Below are 24216 nucleotides of genomic sequence, written 5' to 3' on the forward strand. Positions count from 1 at the left end.
TGTTAAAAGGGGGTACTATAAATTGATTACATCCAATATATCACCAAACAGAAAAGCCGCTTTAGCGTATGCAAGTAAATTAAATTGGCCAGTCTTTCCGCTTCATACACCAAACAAAAATCATTGTTCCTGTCAAAATCCTAAATGTCAAAGTCCTGGTAAACACCCTCGTACAAAAAACGGATTAAAAGCTGCTTCAACTAATCTCAATGAAATAAATGAGTGGTGGAAAAAGTGGCCGGATGCCAATATAGCGGTAGCCACAGGACAAGAGAGTGGACTTGTAGTTTTAGATGTTGATCCTCGCCATGGTGGAGAAGATTCTATAAAAGTACTAAAAAATCAATATGGGCAACTTCCAAGTACAATAGAGGCTATTACAGGGGGAGGCGGACGCCATGTATTATTTAAAAATCCAGGCCATGTCACAAATCGTGTTAATTTATTACCTGGATTAGATGTTAGGGGAGAAGGAGGCTACATAGTAGTATCTCCCTCTCTACATGTCTGTGGGAAAAGGTACGAATGGGACTTATCTTGCAGACCGCTTGAAGTACCATTATCTGATATGCCGGAATGGTTGTTACAGATAATAGTCGAACCTGTTCAGGATAAGCCTTCAAAGAAACCAAACAACTATTGGTTAAAGATCATTCAGGGCGTTGGTGAGGGAGAGCGGAACATGTCCGCTGCTTCTCTTGCCGGGTACCTACTAGGGCACGGTATAGCGGCCCCGATAGCGTATGAGTTAATGCTTTTATGGAATGAGAGAAATGATCCACCGGAATCTATTGAAGTTATAGAGACCACATTTCATAGTATTTTAAAAAAAGAATTGAAGCGGTTAAAAGGGAGGCAAAGAGCGTGAGTATTAATATTGAATTAATGGCCGAATACGAGGCGGAAAAAGAGGTTAAGAAAGCCAAGCGCAAAAAGGAAAATCAAATAGAATGGCAAGAACCTATCCAATTTGATGACTACATGCTTCCTCCCTTTCCAGTCGATGTGTTTCCAAGATGGTTACGTAATTATGTGGAAGGAGTAGCGGAATCGACACAGACACCTATAGATGCGCCGGGTATGGCTGCTATTTCCGTATTGTCCACAGCGTTAACCAAACGATTTTATGTTCGCTTAACAGGGGAATGGAGCGAATCGTTAAACACCTTTACGATTTTAGCACTCCCTCCCGGTAATCGCAAAAGTTCTGTCTTTAAAGCTTTACTTGAGCCAATAATGCACTATGAAAAAGAGGAAAGGGAACGGCTACCCAAGGAAATATCAGAGCAAAAGGCAAAGCTGAAAGCTAAACAAAAACGTTTGGAACATCTTGAAAAGGAATATGCCAAAGATGGAAACCCATCCATGTTAAACGAAATTTATGCTTTAACAAATGAGATTGAAGGACAAATAATATTATCCCTTCCTCGTTTTATAACTGAAGATGTTACACCGGAAAAACTTGCTGATTTAATGGCCGAGAATAACGAAAAAATGGCCTTGCTGTCTGCAGAGGGTGGTGGGATATTTAGCATTATGGCCGGACGTTATTCTTCTGATGGAAAAGCAAACCTTGAGATTTTTTTAAAAGGGTTCAGTGGTGATTATTGTGCCGTTGATCGGATAGGAAGAGCAGCCATAATCTTAAATGAACCGGCTTTAACTATATGTCTGTTCTTACAACCTCATGTGGTTCAAGGTGTTCCAGCAAGTTTTTTAGAACGTGGATTAATGCCAAGGTTTTTATTTTCCTTCCCCCGTTCATTGGTTGGTCATCGTAAAATTACCACACGTGTAATAGAAGCAGAAGTAAAGAATCAATATTTGTTGAATACCAAAAAGTTATTGTATCTGAAAGCTACAGAAGAGGTTCCACTTATCCTTCATAACAATGCAAGACAAGCAGAAGAAGCATTTAGGGGAGAAATAGAAAAGATGTTTTTAGATGGTGGCGAACTGGCAGAGATGAAGGAATGGGGAAGTAAATTATCGGGGCAAATTATCCGATTGGCAGGATTACTCCATGTAGCCGAACATGTTGTCCATGCCTTACCAATGGACGTGCCTAATATTGAGGGGATACCAAAACAAATACAAGCGGAAACAATTATTAAAGCTCAGCTGCTAGCTAGATACTTTATTGAACATGCCAAGGCGGCTTATGGCTGTATGGGGGCCGATCAAGGTACACAAGATGCAAAGTATCTACTGGAAGTGATTAAACGGCAGGAGATGCCTGTTATTGAATACAGAGAAATTCAAAACCTCACAAGGAAACGATTTAAAAAAGCAATTCATTTGAAAGCGACATTGTTGGAATTGGAGGAACGGGGATTTATCTATCAAACAAAAGATGGCAGAAAAACACTGTTAGAAGTGAATCCCTACCTTTTTGATACCGAGAATAGCGCACACATTACCCACAATAGTCTACAAATCCCGTCAGAGAGAGAAAAATCACGTGGGGATGATCAGTACACAGTGGTACACAATACACACAATTCAATCAGGGATAAATCAAACGTGGGTAATGTGTATCAATGTGTTCCTGGAGTGCCCACGCCACGAAACCAATAACAACAAGAGATTACACCAAATGTAGGTAATGTGGGTGAAAATTCAAGATTAGAAAATAATGATGAGGACTTAATTATATGATGGACACAGTAAGCATTATCCAATCAGTTGAGCGGTTGGGTGCCCAGTTATCAGTTGGTGATCATATTCGTATTAAAAAAGGTGTATATCTCCCCGATTCAATTACTGCCAGTATAGGAGATTATAAGCAGGAGATATTAGCCGTTCTTGAGAGGGATAACAAAGCTAAACAAACAGGTTTTATGATTGGTATTCCGGGTGAAGTGTACACTGTTACTTTAAGCAAGTTTTGCAGCATCTATGTTGAGCACATAGAAGACGGATGGGAAGCGTGGAGAGAAAAACTCACTATCAAGATCGAGAACAGATTACAAAAGTTATCGCTAGAGGAAATACATCTGATTATGTCCTTGTTAAAGTGAGAAATTACTTAGCGTATGTAACTGCTAGGCTTAAATAAATAATGGAAGATAACCGTTGAGAAGCTTTGTTATAGGGGTATTGAAGTTTAGTGAAAATCGTATTAATAAAACGGCTTAAAAGCCTGACAATAAAGGTTTTTAGGAGGTATATGAAGATGGGTCTATATAAAAACGAAGTAAGGTTAAATAAGCCACAAGATGTAAGGAGAATGTTGTCAAGGGTCATCAATTATCTGTTAATGAATGGTGAGATGACTAACGAGAGGGCAAAGGCTATAAACGCACTTACAAATACTACTTTAAAAAGCATGGAAATGGGGGAATTGCAGGAGGAAATAGACCATCTTAAGGAAGTTGTTGCAGAACTGGAGGGGAGGGATTAATGAGCATTAAGACCAATATGAACTCTTTAAAAAAAATGAAAATTATCACTTATCCAAAACTAAGCCCGCACGAGAGGTTCAAAAAGTTTATAAAAGCATACGCAGATAACGATACTGGGCAGTGTAAAAAGCTGGTTGATTCATGTCCAAAATATACTTACATCGAGACAGACAACGAATTTACAGAAAGAGTTAAGGCATCGGATGAAATTGTCAGTACTTTTTTGCTTCAACTACTGGAATATGACAAAGTGATAGCATTTTATAAACTCGATATTGTAAATGGGAGGCAAAAACAGGCAGGTCTTGGACATAAACGCTTAGGTGAAATATATGGATTTTTACAAGCTTTTGAGGAATTCTGTAAAAATATTGTTGGGGTATATTCAGAGCAGTTGATCCAAGCATGGTATGGGTATGATGATAAGTATATTCAAATTAGCCAAATGATTAAAGACTATGTAATGATAATGCAGGTGGAGCCAGATGAAGAGGCAAAAAAACAATGGCTAGATGGAGTATTCAACTACACATGGGAGCGCAGAGTAAAAGGATAATATTTTTATTTTCTAACCAGGAAGAAAGAGACTAACAACTAGTCCCTTTCTTTTACTCTTGCTACCCATTGGAGTACATTTTTTACAATCCGACTCCCTTAATAAAAACCCCTAATTCAAATAGGGATGAAATATCTTATAGCTTGATTAATTTAATATAAAAACGAGTAGTAATAATGTTGTTACCCCAATATGCAGAAATATTAGAAGAAAATTGAGAGAATCAATAAATAACAATTAGACAGGAGCTACCTAAAATGAGGTGGTTCTTTTGTATTTCATTACCTAAAAATTAATTATTATTAATATGTTTTTTGTTTTATTTTTAAAAAACCTGATATTTTTCAAAATATCAGGTTTTTTTTCATTATATATTATCTTGTTTCTTGATTAGCTGATTTTGTCACGGTAAAATCAGGTAAGAACGGAGGTCTTTTATGAAGCATGGGTTTGAAATGATAAAAATTATTGATGCATCATTAAAGTTAGATACTAATAGGGTAGTGGGATATGCAAGAAAATTATCTGAACAGCTAGAAAGTGAAGGGGAAATTAAAGTAGCAGAAAAAATTACAAAGCTTCTTTCTTCCAATTCTATTGGTGCAACCAGCGCAGCTTCTGCAACCATTATGAAGCTTCCATTTGATCAAGAATCTAATTATCATCTTGGTGAAATTATACAACCATATGAAATTCAAGAAAGTGTAAAATTAAATTTAGATGTACAAAAGAATATAGATAAGTTCGTTCAATATTATAAGAGTAAGGACAAGTTAGCCAGTGAAGGGATGGAACCACCAAATACTATGCTGTTGTATGGTCCCCCTGGTTGTGGAAAGACTTTGTTAGCTAAAAATTTATCAAGTATCCTTAATATGCCGCTCATAATAGTACGTTTAGATAGTCTAATATCATCTTTTTTAGGGAGTACAGCTAAGAATATTAGAAGTGTTTTTGAGTATGCACATAATAACCCCTGCATCTTGTTCTTCGACGAATTTGATGCTGTTGCAAAGGTAAGAGACGATAAACAGGAACTCGGAGAACTAAAGCGTGTAGTTAATAGTCTATTACAAAATATAGATTTTATGGAGAATGGGAGTATTTTAATTGCGGCAACCAATCATGAACAGTTATTAGATCCAGCAGTATGGAGAAGGTTCTTTTTAAAATTACTCATTACATATCCTGATCTTAATTCACGTAAGGATTTAATTAAAGACTCGTTGAGAGATTTCAATGGTTTTGATGTGGGTCTTTTAGCTAGAGTTTTTAATGGACTATCAGGTGATTCAATTAAAAAATTATGTTTGAATGTAAAGAGAGAAGCTGTCTTAAATGACACTAGACAAATAAAAACTAATGATTTCCTTACTTTCTTCTTTGATGAAGCATTTTTAACTGATTCTAGCCAAAGAGAATTGGATATAAGTAGAAATAATTTGGAAAAGAGAGTAAAATATATTCGTGAATTAGACCCTAAATATTTTACATATAGTATTCTTTCACAAATGTTCGGTGTTTCTAAAGCAACTATATCAAGGTTGATTAATAATAAGGGGGAGTAATGTTTGGAAAGAGAAGATTTTGCTTATCCAATTAAATTAGTTAGTTTAAGAAAAGAAGATATTAAACCTAATCAGGCAAATGGTGGAGATAAAAAGATTTTTCGTGATGTAACTCCTGATCTAAGGAGGGGACTATCCAGTCAAATCGCAGATGTTGAAAGTTTGTTTGAACAACGTTTTAAAGAAAATCCTAATACACCAGGGGTAGCAAAAGTAACTCTACGTACTGATGCGATTGCGAAAAGTCACAGACCGACAAGTTTGTTTTCTAGCTCTACTTGCCCCATTATTGGTGTAGGAAATTCAGATGAATTGTTTGTTGAGGTAAATTCACGACGATTGGATGACTTAAAGCAAAAAATATTGACTTCTCAAGCTAAAACTATAGAAGCAAATATTTCTACTCTTGAAAATATAAAACCCTTCTTACCTGAGGATGCATTGGAGATTGAAGTTAAAGAATATATAGAACAAGAAGAGTTAGGTTTTGTGAAAATTAAACTTTTTAAGTTTTTTAACGAAAAAACAAATATTGAAGTAGAGAAAGAATTTGAAAACCATCTTATAAAGAATGGTGCAAGTATTGAAAAAAAAGTCCATTATGCTAAACATCTCACTGTGTATAAAGTGGAAATAAAAGATCGTAGCAAGTTAAAGGATATAACTAATTTTGGAGGAATAAAAAGTTTATCTTATTTTCCAACGATTGAAACAAATCAGCAACATAATTTGCAAAATGAATTAGTTGAGGCTGAAATACCTGTTTTTTCCCCAGAGCCTGAGGTTGAATATCCATATGTTGGAGTAGTGGATAGTGGTATTAGAGAAGATAATATTTTTCTTAAGGAATGGGTTGCACATAGAGAGAATTATGTAACACCAGAACAGAAGAATTGTAATCACGGCTCCTTTGTCTCGGGAATTATCACATATAGCGATAGACTCACTTTTCATGAAGATGTTTATGATGGAGTTAAAATAATTGATGTCACAGCAATTCCTAATTCTGAGCCCAGTTACGGACCTATAGGGACCTTAGATGAGGAAAGATTAATAGAAATACTCAAAGAAGTCATTCCTAAATATAGTGGAAAAGTAAAAGTATGGAATTTATCTTTGAATTCTGATAATATATGTAATGAGCAAGGGTTCAGTGATTTAGCAGTAGCTCTTGATGAAATACAAGATGAAAATGATGTAACCTTTGTTATTTCGGCGGGTAATTATAAAGGGCACCCTCCTAGATCATGGCCTGTGAACAATAGTACTAACTATAATGATGTTATTACATCGCCTGCAGATTCAGTTAGGGCTATTACTGTTGGGTCGATTTCACATTTAAATTCAGATTTATCGGAGATGTACTGTCCTTCACCATTTAGTAGAAGAGGACCGGGACCAAATTATATTACCAAGCCCGATTTGGTAGACTTCGGTGGTAATATTACTTCCTCACCTTTTCATTATAACGGTGTCGTGTCATTTAGTGAGGATGGGCAATTTATTAAAGACGTCGGAACAAGTTTTGCTACGCCTCGAGTTTCTTCATTGCTTTCGAAGATACACCATTACTTAGGTTATCGTCCAAGTAGGTGTTTAGCAAAAGCCTTGTTAATTCATTCTGCTATAGATAAACGTATTAATAAGAGACCTGAGAAAGAGGAGAGAACATACTTAGGTTTCGGACAGCCTCAGAGTCTAAAATCAATCCTGGAATGTACTAAACACTCATCAACTATTATTTTTGAAGGTACTATTAACCCTTCTATGTATGTAGAAATTACAGATTTTCCATTTCCTTCAGTTTTAACTGAGGGGGATAAATGTTTTGGAGAAATCTTTATTACATTAGTATATAATCCACCATTAAATAGTGACTATTCTTTTGAATACTGTAGATCGAATATTGAAGTAAGTTTAGGAACTAATAAACCAAATGGATATTCAGGAGAAGTACCTTTAGAAAGAATGGGCTCATTAGAAAGGGAACTTATTGAGAACGGTATGAAGTGGGCCCCTATTAAGGTTTACCATAGAAAGATAAGCAAAAGAGGTATAAATAATTTTCCTTGGAAGCTTAAGTTAACACTTTCTGGAAGAAGTGAGGAGATTCTAGAACCACAAGATTTTGCATTAATTGTTACAATGACGGACCCTCAAAATCTAAAAGAGGTTTATAATGATGTTGCACAGCAACTTCAGCAGCGTTTCAGTTATTCTGAACTTCAAGCGAATAATAGAATACGTCCAATACTTGGTTGATAAAAAACTTTTAAACGTAATTCTAGATTGGTTTATGAATGAGTTTAACTGTTTGGTTTTTTTATTCACCCTTCATTAGTACTGAGGTCAATGAAGGGAAATCAATGTGAAAAGGGGGAACATATTTGAACCATATAAAAACAACCAAAGATGCTTACTGTATTGATGATGATTATACAAAAGAACGTAAAGACGTACATAAAACAATTATTGATTATTTCTTCAATACTGCACAGAATACAAAAGAACCACCTCAAGCAATCTTACTTGGTGGGGGAAGCGCTTCTGGTAAAAGTACCTTAACTAAATTTTGGATTAAAGCATACGAAATGAATCATATTCCTCTAGTCTGTATTGACTGCGATGAAATAAAGCTCCTTATTCCGGATTACGAAAATGTAAAAAAATACAATGAGGAAACTGCGGCTTTTTATGTTCATGATGAGAGTAGTGATATCGCAGAAGCTCTGTTGAAAAGGTGTATTCAAGAAAAAAAGAATCTTATATACGATGGTACAATGAAAAATTTGAATAAGTATAAAAGACTTGTCGAATATCTAATTGAAAATGAATATAATATTACTGTAACCGTTGTAGATGTACCAATTGAGATTGCGAAAGAGCGTGCTGAAGTAAGGTTCCTAGAAACTGGCCGAAGAGTTCCTGATGGGATTATTGAAGAAAGCCACAGAGAAGTTCCCAAAACATTTGTAGCCATAAAAGAAATGGTACATGAATACACTTTATATGATACAAGCGGAATAGAACCGATTGAAATAATTGAGAAAACTGAAGAAGGAAAAATCAATGTTTATGATGAAAAGAGACTAGAGCAATTTTACAGTAAGGCGGAATTGGGATTGAATATTTAATTTCTAATAAAGTTGGAACATCCAATCCCCGTTATTTTATGATATTATATATTTAAGGAGGCGAATAATATGACAATGAAATTTTTGAAACAACATTTAAAAGAAAACGGTAGAGAGTATTATGAAAAAGTCGTCGCCAACCATAATCGTGTTATTGAAATGAATCAGAAGCAACAATCTATGTTGCAAGCAGCATCTTTAAAAAAAGGCAAGCAGTAGAAAATAACTTATAAAAATTGAAATCTCTAAAGAGGTTAAGAATATAAGCGGACTAACTACACATACAGATGTACTTCTGTATTGCAGTTAGTTCTTTTTTATCTTTCTTTAAAATTATTGATATATCTTTCAAGGATTTTTGACCACAGAACATATAAAACGGTAAATTATTTCATTGCATTCTTAGTTAGTAAAAGTAGAGAAAAGCTTGCTATAAAAATGATTGTTTTGTTCCGTGTTCTTTCATAATTAATTTAGCACAAAAAAGAACGTAAAAAGTCGTGCACACACAGTTCTCATACATTAATTATTTGTTTTTCAACCTTGGCTAGATGTCTAGGTTTTTTTTTTTTTTTTTTGATCAATTAAAGAACAATATTGCTCCCGATATATGTAGCAATTGTTACATTGTTACCTACCAGATTTTGTAGGGATTGAATATTATAATAATGACTATAGATTCTACGAAATATAATGTGTCTAATAATCATAAGGTTTCAGACCCATGGACTTGGGCAGAGTGACCTAACCGCCCTTGAACCTCTTTTATACTTGCACCAGCTTCAAATAAAAGGGAAGTATGTGTATATGTGTATGACGTAATCCATGAAAGGTTATTCTATGGAGGTTGTGTTTTAAATCACTATATCAAGCTTTTCATTTAGATAAGCCAAGCGGAGTGGGGAACCGTCATCACAAGTGAGAACAACTTTATTGTCATCTAAGTCATGCCTATAAAAAGTCAAACCACCAGAAAATTACTTGTAACTTTAACGATATCCTTCTATTATTAATTAAATCGTGCATTCATCATTAAACAAAAAAATTCCTTGTTTAAATAATAAATGGGTTGATAAATATCTTTCTAAGCGTTCCCAGTCACTAGTAACCTCAGTGGAAACTACATTCTCTAGATAAGAATTTAATTCATCTTCGAACGTAATATGGTTAGCATGTATAACTTTATCTTTCATAAGTACAAAGTAAGGAACTTTATCCCCGCGGCAATTGGCATCTGTATATTCCTTAATAACCTCTAAAATTCTTTTCCTTCCGTTTGCTTGGCACAAAATAATGGTCCCGTATGGAACATTCCTAGGAACGGTTAATTCTTTAACTTTTTTTAGTCTTGTTTTGGAATCAAATTCTTGATAAGTAATAGTCTCTGTATCATTTAACCTATTTATTCGTTCTATTTGTTTTTTTCTCCAATCATTTTTTTCATAACCCAAATCGTTTTTAAGCTCAAGTAAAAGTTCAACTCTTCCGTTCCGTATTACAATAATGTCAGGAGTCATGCTCCCACCATCTCTTAGCCGGATTGGATAATCTACGAGAATTTGGTAATCTGACACAAGAATGTTATGAAGGAGAATGCCGATTCCATTTTCAAAGGTACTTGAAACAGAAGGGATAGTCCCTCGTACTACTTTCCCAGGTTTATTCTTTATTATTTCTTTTTCACCTTTTCTGTCAACATAGGTTCTATACACCGAATAAATAAGTTCTAGCATATACTCGTTAAAATTCTGACTAATGACTTTCATCCCCTTTTGTTCATTAAGTAACTGGTAAATAAAGTAACATTAACTTTGTATCAATATGAATATTAGCTTAAAATAAAAAGTGTGAGAATTAAAAAAATAAGCATTCTTGATTAATTAGCAAAGCTGGGTTTCCATGTCAGGAGTAAGTGTGATACTAAATTATATGATTAATAATCAGATTATTAAAGATTTTTTAAATTAGAATTTTCATTTTGATAATAGAGGTGCTTCATATTATGAATATAGAAGAGCAGTGGCTTACTTTAGATGAACATATAGAAATGATAACAATGTATTTAAGCATTAAACAGAAGTTGCCTTTTGAAAGGCTTGCTTCAAAACTAATAATGACTCTTATACCGACTTATAAAATAACTTCTTCAAACTACCCTGCAATTGATGGTTATTGGAAACCTAATAATCCTTCAGAAATATTAAAATTAGACTCGAGATTATCAGCTGAAAATGGATGGGTGCTTTTTTCAATGAAGACGAGTTCGAATAAAAAAACTGGAATAAATCTTTTACAAGATAGTATTAGAAATGCTAAAAAGTATGCAGAAGAAAATTTAAAAACAAAAGATTTTACATGGATTGGAGTAACGAATGTCTCCTTGAGTCCAAAGGAAGAAGATGAATTGATTAACTTTGGTTACAGTCAGGGAGTTAAAAATATAGGTATATTTAAAACTTACGAGTTGGATAACTCTTTCATAAGAACACATGATGAAGCCAAAGAAATTGCTTACAATTTGGGAATGCCTATACCACAGTATAAATATAAATTAAATGATTTTTGCCCAGCCGTAGCAGCAGGAACAATTCTACGAGAGTTAAACTACTTATGGAATAACATTTATAATGAATTTCATTTAAGGTTTCATCTATTGAGAATAAACGATTATTTTGCTAGAAGGATGAAAAAGGTGGAAATTTTATATACGAGTGAAGACTGGGAAGACAAGGTTAAAAAGATAGAAAAAAATTTCAGAAGGAGTATGTCTTTAGATATTGGAGATGATGTTTATAATTTTTACCTTGCAGGAGAAAATTTGTTGAGTGAAGTAACGAATAAAAAAATTCACACAGAAAGCGAAATAGGGAATTTATCGGGATTAACAGGAGAAAATAGAAGGTTAGGAAAATACATCGAAATCCGTGAACTAAGTGTGGTTTATTGTTTTTATAGATACATTTTAAGATTTTTTCAGGACGGTATGACTAGGGAATTCAAAGTATTGGAATCACGGGCAAAATTTAGTAATATTTTTGATGACTTTATTGAAAGTGGGTTAAAGAAAGAACATAAAAAGCTGTTCAGAAGACCACGACCTCGATCTGAAGCAAAGATTTATTTCTTTTTAGGACGTGATATGCATCCTAAATCGCTTAAGTATAGAATAGAAAGATGACACAATAGATTTCATTAATGGGATGATAAATCGAAAAATATAGATTTATTAGTGAAAGAAACCGAATTTGAAAGAGAAATAATTGTAAAATACCATATGTACATCATAGAGCAGAATGTACATCATAGAGCAGATTTCAATTAGAATGATTACCTAGAACCATTACTAGTACCAGTTGCTTGATAAGAGTACTTAAACTACAGGGGGCGATGCTTTAACAAGGCATTGCCTTTTTTCTTGTTCGATTAACAAGTAAGTTTGTGAAAACATAGTACTTAAACTAAAGGTTGAAATCGCTGAATAATATCGGTGTGGATACAAAGCAAGCAAAACTACTTAAAAAATGATCCGTGATCAACGTCTATTCAGATGTCATTTTTCTCTGTTTTTCAATAACATTTTTTCTTTAAGGTTTGCAATATTAGGTCATGAATAAGGAAATAGTAATATTCATAAATATCCAGGCATACCTATTTAATAAAAACATAAATGGGGCTTGGTTTTCTTGCGTTATAAAACACACATCGTAAGCTCGTTAACACTTGGTGCTGGTTTATCCATTCTTTTTAACTATCCATTTCATATTGGGTATGTAGCTGGTATTAGTCTTGGAAGCCTATTACCTGATATCGATGAGCCAAAGTCGTTTATCGGTCGTAGGTCATTTGGTATTGCTGTGTTTGTAAAACAAAAGTATGGTCACCGTGGAATTACTCATGGTATGTTCGCGTGGCTTGTAGTTTCGATGGTTTGTCTTATTTTTCCCTCTCCTTTAACCATAGGAATCTCAATGGGGTATCTCTTTCATCTAATTGGTGACTTTTTTTCTGTCCGTAGTATTCCTATTTTTACCCCATTCAACAATAATCGTATCAAGCTTCCAATTTCTTATAAAACAGGAAGTTTGACTGAAGACATCTTATTCCTCATTTTTACTCTTCTCTTACTCTATTTGGTATTTATTTTTGCCAATTTACATATTTCATTGATTCAATCTACCTCAGATCTTATTGTGTCAACCATTCGAGTGCTGGTGGAGCTGTTAAAGTTACTTACATCGTTTTAAGGAAGTGATGGAATGTATTCGAAACCTATAGTCGTTCATTCATCAACTAGAAATGTGTATGTAATGGAAGCTTTAGATGAGAAAGGAGAGGTAAGTCAACAATTAAATGAATTTGCAGATTTTATTCAAGCACCTGAACAAGTCCATACCTTCAATTTATCTCCGTATGCGTTATGGACAGCAAAAGCTAAACACATTCAAGCCGATCATATCATTGATTTTCTTGAAAAACATTCGCAGAACTCAATACCAGAATCACTTAAAATGGATATTAAAAAAAATATGGATCATTTTGGTGCTTTAGAGTTTTCAATAAAGGAAGATCATTTAATGTTGACGGCAAGAACCAAGGAATTAATCGAAACTATTAAAGAAATTCAATCAATAAAGACCAAAATCATCGACAACCCGGATCCTACAAATCTTGTTTTTAAAGCTAGGTATCGGACCGAGATCAAAAAAATCTTATTTAAAAACAATTTGTTTGTTAAAGATATTATCTATAAATTCGGCGATCCCTTAGAGTTAAAATGTACATTTGGACCGTTTTATGATTACCAGCTTCAAGCTGTGAATGAATACCTGACTTTTAATCATCAAGCTGGAGGTGGCGGGACAATCATTATGCCACCAAATTCCGGGAAGATGTTCATAGGTTTGAAATTGATTGAAGAGCTGAAAACATCGACACTAATTATTACGAAAGATAAATATAAAGTAGAAAAATGGTACAAGGAAATCATTGAATCAACTGATTTATCGGAACAAAACATAACAATATTTGAAAGATCGGGAACCGACTTAAAACCAATAACAATTGGTACCTATGAAACATTATCGAGGCATATTGATGAGTTAGAAGGTTTTGGTTTTATTATTTATGATGAAGCACATAACCTTCCCACTCCAACTCATGAGTTAACCGCTGACATTCGAGCTACGAATAAATTGGCCTTAGCTGCAACTCTCGCAAGATCTGATGAGAATGGCATTCTTGTGTATGCCCTGGTTGGACCTAGATGGTATGAAATATCTTACCCATCACTTGTAAATAGGAACTATCAGGTACCGGTTAATTGTATAGAGGTAAAAGTTCCGTTGCCTCAAGATGAATGGTTTGACTATTTAGCGAGAAATCCCAAAAACAAGGTAAATGCTGATTCGACTAATAGTCGTAAATACAAAACTGCTTCCATAATATTAAAAAAGGAAGTCACGAATCGTGTGTTACTAGTGTCCTACTTTAACGAGGTGACTCAAACCTGTAGCGAACATTTCCAAATAGCTAAATTATCAAGTCATTTAAATGAAGATCAACGACAAGTGTTCATTCGCAAATTTAACAATAAAGAGATAGATAAGCTACTTGCTTCGTGGAGCTTAATAGAAAATATGAATCTACAGTCGATCGATGTCATGATCGCGTTATCCTACCAGCAAGGGTCAGAAAGGGAAGAATACCTTAGATTAGGAAAATTAATACAAGCAGAAGAGGGGAAAAGAAGAGCTACTTTATATTCGCTTGTTTCACAAAATACAGACGAAGAAAAATATTATGTAGAAAGAAGAAAAAGTCTCATTAATTTAGGATTCCGGTATAGGATTCTTACGTTTGATGAATTGATGGAAAGGGGGGAATTCTTTGAATCATAAAGAAGCTCTTATTAAATTAAGCGAAGAGGAATTAAATTTCATATACCAAAAACTTGGATTGCCTCCATTTAACAATATAAAGAAATCTTGGCTTTCAGATTCTATCGCTAAATGTTATGAAGATGTTAAAAAGTTTCAACGAGTAATTACACAGTTTAGTCTTGCGACAATAAAAGGTTTAGTGTTACATGCTCATACGCAACAGCCGCTGGATATCCGTCAAAAAAAAGAATTAAGTGATTACGGCATGATCGTTGAAGGGGAACTTCCCGAAGATTTTAAAAGGAGAATTTGCCAGTGGTCAAGGTCGATGTATGTAAATACTTTTCCTTCAAAAAGTGAGGAAGTTGTTCATAGCTTCTTGTTGAATTTTTTGTTGGTACTATTGTATTTTGAACGTATGAAATCGATTAAGCTAACAAGGCGAAAGAATGATCGTAACTTTAGTAACCTATTAAAAGAATTATGTATGAATAATGAAACAGCCTGGGAACAAATAAATACCCTAGTTAAAACAGGTTTAATCTCAAAAAAAAAAGATTTGTACGAACTAAACTCTACAGCCTTTACCACACTGAAGAATGATCAAATAAGTAGACAATTAATGACGGTTTATGACACACAGCTTCGAAATCGTGAGTGGGTATTTTTACAAAAGATTTCAGGCTATCAAAAACAACCCAATGAGTGGGTGGATATGACTGTTATTTCCAATACGTCAATCGAATATAATCAAGTAAAACAATTAGGGCTTATCCGGGTTCACAAAGATCAAGAGAAAACATATGTACAGTTGACCCCTGAAAGCTGGTTTCTTACAAAAAAGGAATTTCATCCATTATGGACCGAAGAAATGATTTTAGTATCAGCCTCATTTGAAGTTTTTGTTCCTTATCATTACGAACCGTTTGTTCTTTTCGAGCTAGTGCCGTATTGTTCACTAAAGGATTCTGACTATTTTTTAGTCTTTAATATAGAGTTAGATCGCGTAAAGAAAAATGAGAAAGCACAGGAGTTTTACCAAACGTTAGTAGCTATGACCTCAAACATTCCTGATGTAGTGGAATATGATCTTAGGGTTTTGATCAAATAAATACAGTAAAGTAATTTAATGATACATTGTGGTTTTCTCTTTTTTTTTATTGAGTTAACGAAAGTATTAGTTGAGGAAGAATTTAAAAATGATTAAAAAACGCACAGAATTTTTTAGTCTGTACGTTTTTGTAGGCTGTTTATAACGTTTATTACTCAAGGTGGGCCCGATTTAAAATGGGGTAACAAAAGGGTAACATAACCCCGTGATAAGCCGCTTATTAGCGTTAAAGATGTTACAATAATAATCCTATAAAAAGGTTATATGGCGCGGAATAATAAACTTATATTAACTTACGTTAAAAATGTTACAAAGCGGAGGACTTATGGGCGGCATGATGTAATCATCGCCTAGAACCCTTGGTATATAGGGGTTTGTAAGGTGGAGATTAGTGAAATGCTAACTTTTTGCTAACTTTCAGTTTTTGAAACAAATTTACTTCACCAATTAGAGAAGACCTTTCGTAAGTTCACTGAACTTATGGGAGGTCTTTTCTTCGATATTTTTTGTCATATGAGCGTAAATATTCATCGTCGTGTTGATGTCTGAATGCCCTAATCTTTCTTGAATCTCTTTTACGCCTGCCCCAGCTTCAATGAGAAGGGATGTATGAGTATGTCTAAAGCTATGGGGTGTAATATGCTTGTCTACATCCAAATGCTTCATTAAACGTAAACGATGTAAACGCAATACCATTTGTTTCATAACCCTTGGATGACGGGTGTTTTCTGCAAAAATGAAATCTTAATCCTCATATACTAACCGTTGTTTCATTTTTAATTCCATCTGCTCACGCTTGTGTGCTTTGAATAATGCGACAAGTCCATCGTCAATCATGATTGTGCGGATTGACTTTTTTGTTTTTGGGGTTAGGAGTTGATAACCTGTACTTTTGTTATTTGGATTATAGTATGTTTTGGTGATTCTTATAGTTTTCTTAGTAAGGTCCAGGTCTGTCCATTTTAATGCTAACATTTCGCCTAAGCGCATACCGGTATATGCCAAAGTAGCAAAACATAGATAGTCTAGATTTAATCCTTGTTCTTTTGTGATACGTAGAAAGGTTTTCAGTTCATTTAACTCAAGAAACGTTTCCTTAACCTCATATTCGTCGATATCCCCAATAGTCACATGCTTCTTTGGCATGACAAAACCATAGGTTGGATTTGTCTTTATCAAGTCTTGCCTGATAGCATGCTTGAAGAACATATTTCCCGTCGTATGGATACTGTCAATATAGTTTTGGCTAAATTCCTTACTTAGATTGTTGATACGGGATTGATGCATATGCTTTGTAATCTTACGTAGCGGAAGGTGTCCCCATGATGATACAAGGTGCTTCATAGCTATCCTACGGGCTCTAACACTACTCACTTTTACTTGAGTTCCATAGTATTCTAGCCATTCATTTGCAAAAGTTTCGAAAGTGATGTTTGACTCCCGAATTACTCCACCGTTTAAAATTGATTCTTCAAGTTTGTTCGCTGCTAGTTGTGCTTCCTTTTTTGTCCTGAATTTGAATTGATTGAAAAAGGGGAGTCCCCCGTGTCTTCCTCAATTGCACAGGTTGAAGCTTCTGTCGCTCTTGAAAAATGAGGAAATGACTGCGGGAGAGTACGATGAATTTGAATGGACAGTACTTCAGCAGTCCAAAGATCAAGGCTTCAACAGCTTCGAAATTTAGATAGGGTTGCGTGAGGGCTGTCTTTTAAAAGCGGCAAGGGTGTTTATGGTATTTGAGGTGCTTGAAAAGTCAGGTGAAGTAATCAAGACGCAACCACCCGTAGAACTTTTGGAAGAAGAGCAGTTCGATCAGCAATTTACAGTCACCATGGTAACAACAGAATCGAGTGAAGAGATAAAGAAAAAAATCATGAAGGTTTCCGAAGTGGATCAGGTTGTTGTAAATGCCCTTGATTTTGAAGGCTTGAGGCATGCTTATTATTTATCAGTCACTAAGTTTTTCCATTCCTTATATAAGGATGGGCGAAGCTTTTTCACATGTTCCAAAAACTCTTCCAAAAATCCAATCTTTTTTAAATCAGTCAACAATTTAGTAGGGACAGATCTGACCGTATTAAATGCCCTCTTAAGGTCAATTATTTTTATTTCCCCTAGTTCATTGAAAAAAATGTGGCGAACTTCAATATCTAGTCTCGTAAAACCCACAGTTTTCATTTCATCCAGCATCGATAATATTTTCCCCACAATTGCCTCTGAGAGTTTTTTCTCTTTTTTTAAATAATGCTTAAGATTATAACCTTTCACAAACTCCATCACTATATAGTTAGAACCATATTCATATAATTTAGGAATAATTGGAGACGATTGTCCTTTTTGCAGTGCATTTAATTCCTTTTTTTGTGTGTCTTCATTAACAAAAATTTTGACGCACTTCTGAGGGGGCAATTGAAAGACGGATCCATCTGCCCCCTTTCCAAGCATTGTGTAACCACTCAGGTCTTGAACGGTTACAACGCCTTTTTTCATGGCTGCTATTTTTTCAAAATCATTCATTTCTGATCTCCTTTTTTTCGATATTTCTTCAAATGCGCCTATAATTTTAAAAACCTTTATAATACTTTAAAGTTTCATTTAATCCAGCTTTCAAATCATAAGCCGGATTCCAGCCCAAAAGATAAGAAGCTTTGGTATTATCTAATCGGCTATAGCGAATATCTCCCTTACGTTCGGGCATAGAGAGGGAGTGAATATTTATAGAGGTAAGTGATGTAATCATCTGATAAAGTTCATTAATACTTATCTTCGAATCACAACCAATATTGAAGATTTCATTTGTTCCTTTTTCAATGGCCAGCACGTTGGCCAAAGCAACATCTTTCACATACACAAAATCCCTTGTCTGCTCTCTATCTCCAAAAAAAATGGGGGATTCCCCATTAAGGATTTTCTTAAAAAATAGAAATCACTCCCCCTTCTCCTTTTGAAGTTTGGCGGGGACCATAAACATTGGCATATCTTAGAATGGTAAAAGGTACGTTATGAAGTATGTTAAATATTTGAATATACATTTCTAATACCATAATAGGATTGAGGTTGAATGGGAAATATTTACATTATACTACAATCGTCTTTTTCTCCGTATACTGCACAAGATGAGGAAAGTATGAATTTTTTCACATCGTACTTTTTGCAGCATTCAAGCAAACGAATCGTTCCAAGAATATTTTGATTAGCATCCTCAACTGGATTTTGTATCGAGTAGGCAACATCCACTTGTGCCCCTAAATGGATCACTACATCCGGTTTTTCTCGAGCAAAAACATCTTCTATTTGTGGTGAAGAAATGTCCAGGTCAATGAAACAAACGTGAGAAGGCACATTTTCTCGTTTACCTGAACGTAAATTATCCACTACTAGCGGTTCATAACCTGATTGAATTAATAAATCGACAACATGTGAACCAATAAATCCAGCTCCGCCTGTAACGAGTACTCTTCATCCGGATTCACAACTATCATTTCTATATATATGAGAAGACCGTATAATATTTTGCATGCATAAAACTCCTTTATAGTATTATGAATTCGTGCGATGCACTAATATAACCCAAGTTCTTTTCCCCAAACCTCAATTTTTTCAAGGTATCTCTTGAGAAGAGTGCTTTTTCCTCCATCCAACACCTTTTGCAAATGGCTAGAAAGCTTTTTTTCTAGGGTTCTTTGTAAATACGCCTTTTTAAGAAGATTCAGTGGATCCTCACTGAAGGTTATCCCATATTTCAGCATTTCTTGGCAATAAATTTGCACACATTGACTTCGAATCTCCTCTTCCCTTTGTTGCCAATCCCAGCGAAAATCTATTAATAATTCGACTAGAACGACCAAATCATACCAGCAAGGATAATGCTTCGCTGACTCCCAATCAATCAAAGAGACTTTCCAGTTCTCCTCATCATCATTCGCATTTTCACAGCAAATATTGTGGACATGGAGGTCGCCATGGATCAGACACTGGCCAGATTTAGTAATTTCGGGGAAAAAAACCGGACCTTTTTTTAATATTCTTTTGATAATTTTATACCTTGGTTCCACCAATTCTTTTAAGTTAGGATCTTTCATTGCCAAATCTAGGTTTTCCATTGCTTTTTTGACCCCTTTAGTCCTTTCCTTTACCTTCTCCTCAGAATCAAAATGGGGAAGAGAGGCGTCGAAAAGATCTGCATGCCTCACAAATTGATTATCAAAGGTTTTGGCATGAAACTTTGCCACCGTGGGGATAATTCGTTCCAAATGATTTGGAGCTAATTTTATTTGTCCTCGTAACGGCTTCAAACATTCGGTAAACATCCATGTTTCATTCCCATTTACATTCGGTTCAAGCCAATACAAACGCGGCATAATCTCGTGATAAATGTTATAAGCTTTTTGATACATATTAATTTCCAACCTATGATTTTCTTTCAGTGGCAGTTTGTATATTTTAAGCACAATGGGAATGAACTCCGTGCCATCAGTTAGAACCAACTTCCAAATACTTGTCTTTTCACGTGAATTTTTGAGGCATTCTATTCTTTCTTCCACTAATTTCACTTTTTTACCAAGGACATTTTTAAGCTTTTTTTCCCAATCAAATTGTTTCCAACGGCTAAGAATTTCTTCTATACTATTCAAATAGAAAGTTCCCTCCCTCTTTTATCATTTTTACTGTCTCCCCCATAAATTTCGCAAATGGGAAACAAAACTCCGAACAAATGGAAGAGGGTCATTCCAAGCAAAGAGAGCCTCAACCTTTTTTCCATATAAGCTCTTTATCCACTCAACGAACCTCATTTCTCCATTTTTTTGTTTTTGGCGAAAGGAAAGAAAATCACGGACGAAGTAAACCCATTTGACCCCTTCTTTCTGCTCTGTCACTGGTGATGGATTTTGCCCGGTAAGGGATAAATAATACAAGTAAGCCAAATTAACCCCACAAGCAATCGATAATGCTTGAGTTAAACCTATTCTTGAATTGATTTCGATAAATTTCAGTTTCCCATCTCTTGGATCCCGTTTAAATTCGGCAATAGCCAAGCCTTTGAATTGAATATCTTTTAGAAAGGTAGTAGCAAGTTGAATGACTTCTTCATCCCTAACACTTAGGGCAAGAGCAGTGGATCCAAAATGAGGGGGAAATTGATGTAATTTTTGGTTCATCCACAAGCCAATTAAATTCATTTGTTCGTCAAAAAAAGTCTTGACGGAATAAATACAATCCTCCGCACCAGGAATGACTTCCTGGATCATTAGTTCACCGTATGGGCGATAAAAAAGGTATTCTTCTCTCAATTGGGAAGGACGTTCTACTACAATGGCTTTCTTATAAAGACGATGATCGATATTTGAGCGGAAATGAGAAGAATAAACTGGTTTTAATATACAAGGGAAGGTAATTTGATTGATAATTTGCTCAAATTGTTCTTCATTATTTATAGCGTAAGTTTTGGGGCATGGCACATTTGATTTCATGGCCAATTCATACGTTAATCTTTTATCTAATACAGCTTCGACTAGTGTGAGATTAGGTAATAGAAACCGATAGTAGTGTGAAAGGACAAATCTGTTTTTTGAAATAAACTGAACAAAGTCATCAGAACCCGCATACAGGACTGGCTTTTGTCCAAACTTTTGCGACAGTCTAGTAAGAAATAGTATTAATGCTGGTCCCTCACTAACTGGATTCGGACAAATTCCGCAAGTGGCAAACCAAGTTTTACCGATTTCATATTTTCCGCTCGTATCAAACGCATATACCTTTATCCCTTCTTTCGCTAAACTCCTCACAATCCCTATACCGGTTGCACTTAGATCAAGAACAACGGCTGGAACATCATGTAGCATGCTCTTTCCTCCTTCAAAATAATGATTGATAGATTTCTTCAATCTTTTTGACCATGTTACTAGTGGTTAAATGTTTTAGTGCAAATGCCTGTGCATTGCGTGCTAATTCTTTTCTAATTGATTTTTTTTGTAATAAGAGCGATAACTTTTTTGCAAGCTTCTTTGGGTTAGCTGGTTCAACAATAAATCCTGAATAATTATTTTTAATAATTTCCGGGATTCCGCCACAATTGGTAGTAAGAATTGCTTGTTTGGTAAACATTGCCTCAATAATTGAGATTGGCAGCGTATCGCTTGTGGTTGGCAGAATAAATATGTCTGATTCACTTAGCAATTTAGGTATGTCTTCTCTGCTGCCTAAAAAGGAAACGTTTTTCAATTCCAACTCATTAACCTGCTTCTCGAGCTGCTTTCTCATCTCACCATCGCCTACTATCCGGACTTCTACATCTCTCAGCTTGTCTTTAATAAGCGCAAGGGCTTCAAATAGGTACATATGACCTTTACGTGGTCGAAGGCGTGCGACACAAGTTATCACCATGTTAGATTGGCTTTTTTTCCTTTTCTTCTGAATATTCCATCCACCAAAATCAATTCCAGTATAAACAGTGGTCATTTTAGATTCCTCCGCACCTAAATTTATTAGAATTGGGCGAAAGACATCACAAACGATGATTAATTGATTAGCATTTTTAATGGCTTGTCTGTCAATGGCCGAAAAATAGATTTCCTCAACCGACCCTTTTTCCATCAAGTTAAACTTTAATCTGTTGTGGGTCATAAATCCATGAGGTGTAAAAAGAAGAGGTTTTTGAAGGGATCGGTTTAGTATCCCTATTACATTAGCTGTATATCGATCTTGTGCGTGGATAATATCATATTGCTCCAGGTCAATATCCTTTAACATCGTATAGTAACTATATAGTTTGCTAATGTTGTGTAGAATTTTTCCATTACAGCTGCCATACCGATTGATAAAAAAATGTGTAAATTCCTCAGAATATCTAGTTCGTAATACCTCCATTTCTTTAGATGGAAAATGATTTGGTGCTATTACATGGACACTATGACCTAATTTTTCCAAGCCGTTTTTAAGTGATGTGATATAGTTTTGCAGTCCACCGATACTTGGATACTCCCAAAACGTTGTGATTAATATTTTCATTTTTTTGTTTTGAATTTCTGCTGAATGGATTTGCTGCCTTTCTACCACTTGTTCTTCTTCAAATATTTCATTAATCTCATAATATTGATCCATAGCTGAGATTAGGTAAGGAAAAAGAGTCGGCACAAAATGCTGGTCCTTTTGATGTTTTCCTGTCACTTCCACACCCTCCTTATGATTTCAAAAGCTTCTGCGAATTCGACCCCAACCGTCATTCCCCTGACCCGCGCTAAATATTTCACTCCGTCATATGAACGTGGATGAGGGAATGGTCTCATTTCTATATCATAATGGTGAAGAGATTGTAGCTTGTCATCGATGGTATCTGTAATATCCACAAAATAATTGGGTTTGAATTCCTTATCATTCGTATGCTGGCTCCATTCACTGGAAGAAACCGTTTCAAAACAAAGGATCTCAATCGGTTGTTTTCCAGGCAACGGCCGGGCTGCTGTGATGACTGCTTGAAACAAAATTTGATGGTCTTTGTTTGTATCTCCATAATGATGAGTGAAAATTATAGAAGGTTTATGCTTATCCAATAGAGCTTCAATCGCTTTGGCGATTTTGTGAAGAGGAATTGTTTCCAACAATAGATTGGGGAATTCCAAAAATAGGACCTCGTCTACCCCTAAGTGTTTGTTAGCTTGCTGCATTAATGGCTGAATGTGCTGCTCCTCTTCCTTACGTCCCTTGGCTGCAATCACTGTGATTACCTTATAGCCATGATTAATTAATTTCTTTATCGTTCCGCCGCTTCCAAGAATTTCATCATCGGGATGAGCGGCAATCACTAGAACATTCATACTCATTCAGATCCCTCAACTCCATTTAATATTAGTACTCTAATAATTATATGAAATTGATCCGAAGTGGATATGGACAATGGTAAAAAAACTTCGACACACCCATGTCGAAGCAGAAAGGTTACTTGATCGTTTGTTTCAACGCCCTCAGCGATGACTTGAAGTTTTAATAACTGTGCCATTAGAATAATAGTCTTGATGATGGTTTGATCCTTTAAGTCATGAGTACCTTCAGACATAAAGGATTGATCAATTTTCAGGCTTATCAACTGGGAATCGTTTAAGCTAATTAAGCGAACTATATCCCGTTCCAAAATCATCGATACTAATCATAACACCAATTTTTTTAAGCTCAATCAGTGTTGAAATAGCGGATTCAACATCCAAAGTCATACTTTCAGTAATCTCAATCTCTAAATATTTGGGTTCAAGTCCCCTAACTTTTTTGCTAACCCAATTTTTATTTTTCATTCCAACGTATACAATCTCCATTCTTAAAACCCAAGTTGATACAGAGGTTTTGCTAACCCATAAGGGGAAAAACACTTCTTAGTTGGGCGGCATGATGTAATCATCGTCTAGAACCCTTGGAATATAGAGGGTTTAACGACGATTCAGAATGATTGCACACCTAAAATGTGAATATCTTTAAGGTTGAAGGCCTCCTACAGATTACTGTGGGAGGCCTTTTCTTTTTTTGTAAAGTAAAATTCAATATAAAATTCTGAAAATTTTAAGTTGTTTAACACA

At 35.1% G+C, this 24216-nt stretch carries 23 protein-coding genes and 3 pseudogenes; 14 read left to right on the forward strand and 12 right to left on the reverse strand.

Annotated features, from left to right (window positions below; translation table 11 throughout):
- The first annotated feature begins 22 nt into the window (after positions 1-22).
- The 9 genes from ACYP5M_RS24165 to ACYP5M_RS24205 all read left to right on the forward strand — a co-directional run bounded on the left by ACYP5M_RS24165 (position 23) and on the right by ACYP5M_RS24205 (position 8881).
- The gene (locus ACYP5M_RS24165; RefSeq protein WP_459735607.1) at positions 23-868 is read left to right on the forward strand and encodes a bifunctional DNA primase/polymerase; all 846 of its coding nucleotides are present in this window, start codon (positions 23-25) and stop codon (positions 866-868) included.
- On the forward strand, positions 865-2577 hold the full coding sequence (locus ACYP5M_RS24170; RefSeq protein WP_459735608.1) for a YfjI family protein: 1713 nt from the start codon (positions 865-867) through the stop codon (positions 2575-2577). The genes ACYP5M_RS24165 and ACYP5M_RS24170 overlap by 4 nt, the downstream gene beginning before the upstream one ends.
- Before the next feature lie 77 nt (positions 2578-2654).
- Entirely contained in the window at positions 2655-3020 is a 366-nt protein-coding gene (locus ACYP5M_RS24175) for a hypothetical protein (RefSeq protein WP_459735609.1), read from the forward strand.
- Between the two features lie 89 nt (positions 3021-3109).
- Positions 3110-3403, forward strand: coding sequence for a hypothetical protein (locus ACYP5M_RS24180; RefSeq protein WP_459735610.1), 294 nt, complete (start codon positions 3110-3112; stop codon positions 3401-3403).
- The gene (locus tag ACYP5M_RS24185; RefSeq protein ID WP_459735611.1) at positions 3403-3960 is read left to right on the forward strand and encodes a hypothetical protein; all 558 of its coding nucleotides are present in this window, start codon (positions 3403-3405) and stop codon (positions 3958-3960) included. Before ACYP5M_RS24180 ends, ACYP5M_RS24185 begins: the two co-directional genes overlap by 1 nt.
- Before the next feature lie 437 nt (positions 3961-4397).
- Positions 4398-5528: an AAA family ATPase gene (locus tag ACYP5M_RS24190; protein WP_459735612.1), complete on the forward strand. Its 1131-nt coding sequence runs from the start codon at positions 4398-4400 to the stop codon at positions 5526-5528.
- A 3-nt stretch (positions 5529-5531) separates the two neighbouring features.
- Complete coding sequence (locus tag ACYP5M_RS24195; protein WP_459735613.1) at positions 5532-7790, forward strand: S8 family peptidase; 2259 nt, start codon at positions 5532-5534, stop codon at positions 7788-7790.
- Positions 7791-7915: 125 nt separating this feature from the next.
- Entirely contained in the window at positions 7916-8662 is a 747-nt protein-coding gene (locus ACYP5M_RS24200; protein WP_459735614.1) for a zeta toxin family protein, read from the forward strand.
- 69 nt (positions 8663-8731) lie between these two features.
- Complete coding sequence (locus ACYP5M_RS24205) at positions 8732-8881, forward strand: hypothetical protein (RefSeq protein WP_459735615.1); 150 nt, start codon at positions 8732-8734, stop codon at positions 8879-8881.
- Positions 8882-9398: 517 nt separating this feature from the next.
- Here ACYP5M_RS24205 and ACYP5M_RS24210 read toward each other — a convergent pair.
- Positions 9399-9594: pseudogene (locus ACYP5M_RS24210) on the reverse strand (site-specific integrase); the annotation flags it as partial.
- 81 nt (positions 9595-9675) lie between these two features.
- The gene (locus ACYP5M_RS24215; protein ID WP_459735616.1) at positions 9676-10428 is read right to left on the reverse strand and encodes a hypothetical protein; all 753 of its coding nucleotides are present in this window, start codon (positions 10426-10428) and stop codon (positions 9676-9678) included.
- A gap of 236 nt (positions 10429-10664) precedes the next feature.
- Between ACYP5M_RS24215 and ACYP5M_RS24220 the strand changes: the two genes are divergently transcribed.
- The 4 genes from ACYP5M_RS24220 to ACYP5M_RS24235 all read left to right on the forward strand — a co-directional run bounded on the left by ACYP5M_RS24220 (position 10665) and on the right by ACYP5M_RS24235 (position 15652).
- The gene (locus tag ACYP5M_RS24220) at positions 10665-11840 is read left to right on the forward strand and encodes a hypothetical protein (protein ID WP_459735617.1); all 1176 of its coding nucleotides are present in this window, start codon (positions 10665-10667) and stop codon (positions 11838-11840) included.
- Positions 11841-12345: 505 nt separating this feature from the next.
- Positions 12346-12906 (forward strand): metal-dependent hydrolase, encoded by a 561-nt coding sequence (locus tag ACYP5M_RS24225; RefSeq protein WP_459735618.1) that lies wholly within the window; start codon positions 12346-12348, stop codon positions 12904-12906.
- A gap of 12 nt (positions 12907-12918) precedes the next feature.
- Positions 12919-14559: a helicase-associated domain-containing protein gene (locus tag ACYP5M_RS24230; RefSeq protein WP_459735619.1), complete on the forward strand. Its 1641-nt coding sequence runs from the start codon at positions 12919-12921 to the stop codon at positions 14557-14559.
- Positions 14549-15652, forward strand: a complete 1104-nt coding sequence (locus tag ACYP5M_RS24235) for a hypothetical protein (protein WP_459735620.1) — start codon at positions 14549-14551, stop codon at positions 15650-15652. The genes ACYP5M_RS24230 and ACYP5M_RS24235 overlap by 11 nt, the downstream gene beginning before the upstream one ends.
- A gap of 447 nt (positions 15653-16099) precedes the next feature.
- On the opposite strand, the pseudogene ACYP5M_RS24240 reads toward ACYP5M_RS24235, so the two are convergent.
- Positions 16100-17116 (reverse strand): annotated as a pseudogene (locus ACYP5M_RS24240) (tyrosine-type recombinase/integrase).
- A gap of 148 nt (positions 17117-17264) precedes the next feature.
- On the opposite strand from ACYP5M_RS24240, the pseudogene ACYP5M_RS24245 reads away from it, so the two are divergent.
- A pseudogene (locus ACYP5M_RS24245) lies at positions 17265-17570 on the forward strand (chemotaxis protein CheA); the annotation flags it as partial.
- A gap of 23 nt (positions 17571-17593) precedes the next feature.
- On the opposite strand, the gene ACYP5M_RS24250 reads toward ACYP5M_RS24245, so the two are convergent.
- From ACYP5M_RS24250 to ACYP5M_RS24290, 9 genes are all read right to left on the reverse strand, one after another.
- Positions 17594-18169: an RIO1 family regulatory kinase/ATPase domain-containing protein gene (locus ACYP5M_RS24250; protein ID WP_434168314.1), complete on the reverse strand. Its 576-nt coding sequence runs from the start codon at positions 18167-18169 to the stop codon at positions 17594-17596.
- Between the two features lie 46 nt (positions 18170-18215).
- Positions 18216-18560: a GDP-mannose 4,6-dehydratase gene (locus ACYP5M_RS24255; protein WP_434169591.1), complete on the reverse strand. Its 345-nt coding sequence runs from the start codon at positions 18558-18560 to the stop codon at positions 18216-18218.
- Positions 18561-18724: 164 nt separating this feature from the next.
- Entirely contained in the window at positions 18725-19081 is a 357-nt protein-coding gene (locus ACYP5M_RS24260) for an NAD-dependent epimerase/dehydratase family protein (protein ID WP_459735634.1), read from the reverse strand.
- Positions 19082-19212: 131 nt separating this feature from the next.
- Complete coding sequence (locus ACYP5M_RS24265) at positions 19213-20286, reverse strand: phosphotransferase (RefSeq protein ID WP_459735621.1); 1074 nt, start codon at positions 20284-20286, stop codon at positions 19213-19215.
- A gap of 30 nt (positions 20287-20316) precedes the next feature.
- On the reverse strand, positions 20317-21495 hold the full coding sequence (locus tag ACYP5M_RS24270; RefSeq protein ID WP_101225610.1) for a carboxylate--amine ligase: 1179 nt from the start codon (positions 21493-21495) through the stop codon (positions 20317-20319).
- A gap of 13 nt (positions 21496-21508) precedes the next feature.
- Positions 21509-22819: a glycosyltransferase family 4 protein gene (locus ACYP5M_RS24275; protein ID WP_459735622.1), complete on the reverse strand. Its 1311-nt coding sequence runs from the start codon at positions 22817-22819 to the stop codon at positions 21509-21511.
- Positions 22816-23472, reverse strand: coding sequence for a PIG-L deacetylase family protein (locus tag ACYP5M_RS24280; protein ID WP_101225611.1), 657 nt, complete (start codon positions 23470-23472; stop codon positions 22816-22818). The genes ACYP5M_RS24275 and ACYP5M_RS24280 overlap by 4 nt, the downstream gene beginning before the upstream one ends.
- On the reverse strand, positions 23469-23786 hold the full coding sequence (locus tag ACYP5M_RS24285; RefSeq protein WP_459735623.1) for an EAL domain-containing protein: 318 nt from the start codon (positions 23784-23786) through the stop codon (positions 23469-23471). Before ACYP5M_RS24285 ends, ACYP5M_RS24280 begins: the two co-directional genes overlap by 4 nt.
- Positions 23752-23958, reverse strand: coding sequence for an EAL domain-containing protein (locus ACYP5M_RS24290; protein ID WP_434168322.1), 207 nt, complete (start codon positions 23956-23958; stop codon positions 23752-23754). The genes ACYP5M_RS24285 and ACYP5M_RS24290 overlap by 35 nt, the downstream gene beginning before the upstream one ends.
- Positions 23959-24216: the final 258 nt, after the last annotated feature.

Source organism: Peribacillus sp. N1 (assembly GCF_054600815.1).

What these genes read in the sequence shown, in the direction of transcription:
- ACYP5M_RS24175 (WP_459735609.1), top strand. Translation starts at nt 2,655, where the DNA reads ATGATGGACACAGTAAGCATTATCCAATCAGTTGAGCGGTTGGGTGCC.
- ACYP5M_RS24185 (WP_459735611.1), top strand. Translation starts at nt 3,403, where the DNA reads ATGAGCATTAAGACCAATATGAACTCTTTAAAAAAAATGAAAATTATC.
- ACYP5M_RS24190 (WP_459735612.1), top strand. Translation starts at nt 4,398, where the DNA reads ATGAAGCATGGGTTTGAAATGATAAAAATTATTGATGCATCATTAAAG.
- ACYP5M_RS24205 (WP_459735615.1), top strand. Translation starts at nt 8,732, where the DNA reads ATGACAATGAAATTTTTGAAACAACATTTAAAAGAAAACGGTAGAGAG.
- ACYP5M_RS24215 (WP_459735616.1), bottom strand. Translation starts at nt 10,428, where the DNA reads ATGAAAGTCATTAGTCAGAATTTTAACGAGTATATGCTAGAACTTATT.
- ACYP5M_RS24220 (WP_459735617.1), top strand. Translation starts at nt 10,665, where the DNA reads ATGAATATAGAAGAGCAGTGGCTTACTTTAGATGAACATATAGAAATG.
- ACYP5M_RS24230 (WP_459735619.1), top strand. Translation starts at nt 12,919, where the DNA reads ATGTATTCGAAACCTATAGTCGTTCATTCATCAACTAGAAATGTGTAT.
- ACYP5M_RS24250 (WP_434168314.1), bottom strand. Translation starts at nt 18,169, where the DNA reads ATGAATGATTTTGAAAAAATAGCAGCCATGAAAAAAGGCGTTGTAACC.
- ACYP5M_RS24270 (WP_101225610.1), bottom strand. Translation starts at nt 21,495, where the DNA reads ATGCTACATGATGTTCCAGCCGTTGTTCTTGATCTAAGTGCAACCGGT.
- ACYP5M_RS24280 (WP_101225611.1), bottom strand. Translation starts at nt 23,472, where the DNA reads ATGAGTATGAATGTTCTAGTGATTGCCGCTCATCCCGATGATGAAATT.
- ACYP5M_RS24285 (WP_459735623.1), bottom strand. Translation starts at nt 23,786, where the DNA reads ATGATTTTGGAACGGGATATAGTTCGCTTAATTAGCTTAAACGATTCC.
- ACYP5M_RS24290 (WP_434168322.1), bottom strand. Translation starts at nt 23,958, where the DNA reads ATGGAGATTGTATACGTTGGAATGAAAAATAAAAATTGGGTTAGCAAA.